The organism is Halorubrum sp. Atlit-26R (genome assembly GCF_003666015.1).
In the GTDB taxonomy this organism is placed as follows: Archaea; Halobacteriota; Halobacteria; order Halobacteriales; family Haloferacaceae; genus Halorubrum.
The window spans coordinates 1-1,765 of the sequence record NZ_QPLT01000045.1; the positions used below are offsets into that span (position 1 = coordinate 1).

At 54.4% G+C, this 1,765-nt stretch carries 3 protein-coding genes; 1 reads left to right on the forward strand and 2 read right to left on the reverse strand.

The window, feature by feature from the left end; translation table 11 throughout:
- Together DVK07_RS19055 and DVK07_RS19060 are read right to left on the reverse strand one after the other, a co-directional pair.
- Positions 1 to 264 (reverse strand): DUF927 domain-containing protein (locus DVK07_RS19055; RefSeq protein WP_121598467.1); only part of this gene is annotated, 264 nt, incomplete at its 3' end.
- 15 nt (positions 265 to 279) lie between these two features.
- A protein-coding gene (locus tag DVK07_RS19060) for an IS3 family transposase (RefSeq protein ID WP_394338894.1) occupies positions 280 to 1,448 on the reverse strand; the annotation gives its coding sequence in 2 pieces (ribosomal slippage) (positions 280 to 1,193 and positions 1,193 to 1,448; 1,170 coding nt in all).
- A gap of 63 nt (positions 1,449 to 1,511) precedes the next feature.
- Here DVK07_RS19060 and DVK07_RS19065 point away from each other — a divergent pair.
- A partial coding sequence (locus DVK07_RS19065; RefSeq protein WP_199719620.1) for a hypothetical protein occupies positions 1,512 to 1,765 on the forward strand: 254 nt, incomplete at its 3' end.

A 1,765-nucleotide genomic window follows, 5' to 3' on the forward strand; every position in this document is an offset into this window, starting at 1 on the left:
AGCGTAGATAATTTGTCCTACTTCACGGGGATTACATTCGCTAATTTCATCCAAAGCCAACAACGTACCATTAAACATAGATGCAGCCCCTTCAATACCATTCGCAGTAGCTCGCCAGCTACGCATATAGTTAGGGCTTCCCCAGACAGAGCAGGCAACCTGGACAAGAGTAGTTTTACCAGTAGATGAATCACCATAAAAATGCAATCCTCCACTTTCTGCGTGGCAGGGTTCGATCAATGGACCAGAGAAAGCACAACAAATGGCAGTGTGTAGTGGTCAACTAAAACTGGCCACCGCATTAGACTGTAAGTAGTACAGCCGCTCAGATTCGTTTGGCGTCAGACCGCCGTTATACCAGTGAGGCCGAACGGCACTGTAATACCCCGTGATGTAGCGGATTATCGCGCTCTGGGCCTCGCTGAAGCTGTTGTAGCCCTTCGTCGGCACCCATTCGGCCTTCAGGCTTCTGAAGAACCGTTCCATAGGGGCGTTATCCCAGCAGTTACCCCGCCGACTCATACTCTGCTTTATCCGACAGCGCCACAGTGCCTGCCGATATTTACGGCTGGTATAGTGGCTGCCCTGGTCGCTGTGGAACATAACGCCGGTTGGTCGACCTCGTAGCTCCCAGGCCATCTGCAACGCTTTGACCGTGAGCGCCGAGTCCGGCGACGTCGACATGGCCCAGCCCACCGGTTTACGGGCGAACAAGTCCAGCACCACCGCCAGGTAAGCCCAGCATTTGCCCGTCCAGATATAGGTCACATCGCCGCACCAGATCTGGTTCGGCGCGGTAACCGCGAACTGGCGGTCAAGATAGTTCGGTATTTCAACGTGTTCGTTTCCGCCGCGTTTGTATTTGTGTGACGGCACCTGGCAACTGGCAATATCCAGCTCTTTCATCAGCTTGCCGGCCAGCCAGCGCCCCATTTTGACACCAGAGTCCCTGCTGACGATAGTCGCGATGCTTCGGGCGCCGGCAGAACCGCCGCTGGCGTTCCAGGCCTCCATGACCTGGCTGAGCTTGACCACACGTTCGCCGTCGGGCTCATTCGCTGAAGCCTGCCAATGCCTGTAGCTGCTGCGATGGATGTCAAAAGTCTGGCACAACACAGCGACCGGATATCGCGCTCTCAGCCTGTCGACTACCGTGAACCGTTGAGTGCGTCCGACATTAAGAGCGCCGTAGCCTTTTTTAGGATTTCGTTCTCCATTTCAAGGCGCTGAACCTTTTTCTTCATTTCGCGCAGCTCGAGCTGTTCGGGCGTCAGAGGAAGCCCTGCGGGCGTTTTCCCCTGGCGCTCAAGTCGCAGCTTATTAACCCAACGGGTGATAGCCGAAAGGCTGACGTTAACCGCTTCTGCCGCCTTAACGTAGGTATAGCCGTGGTCGACAACCAGTTTTGCTGCTTCGAGCTTAAATTCTGCCGTGAAATGTTTTGCCATTGGGTCACCTGTGGTGTTGGGGAGGTGAGAATATCACCTTCCGATCAGGTGGCCAGTATCAGTGTGCCACTACAGTTCAAGGTGATGGTGCACTATATCAACAGCCACTATCAGCCTAACGATGCGGTGGTGGTCAGCAACATGTTCAACTACCTGAGCTATGTGTATTACAACAAGCAGGGCTACCGCGCCTTGCTGTATACCCCGGCCAGGACCAATGGTATCTCGGGTAAGCCCAATGCCTATGGTTTCGGTACCTTTTTCCACGATCGGGCGGCGCAGACCTACGTCGATAAGCTCAGCGTTTTATCGAAAGG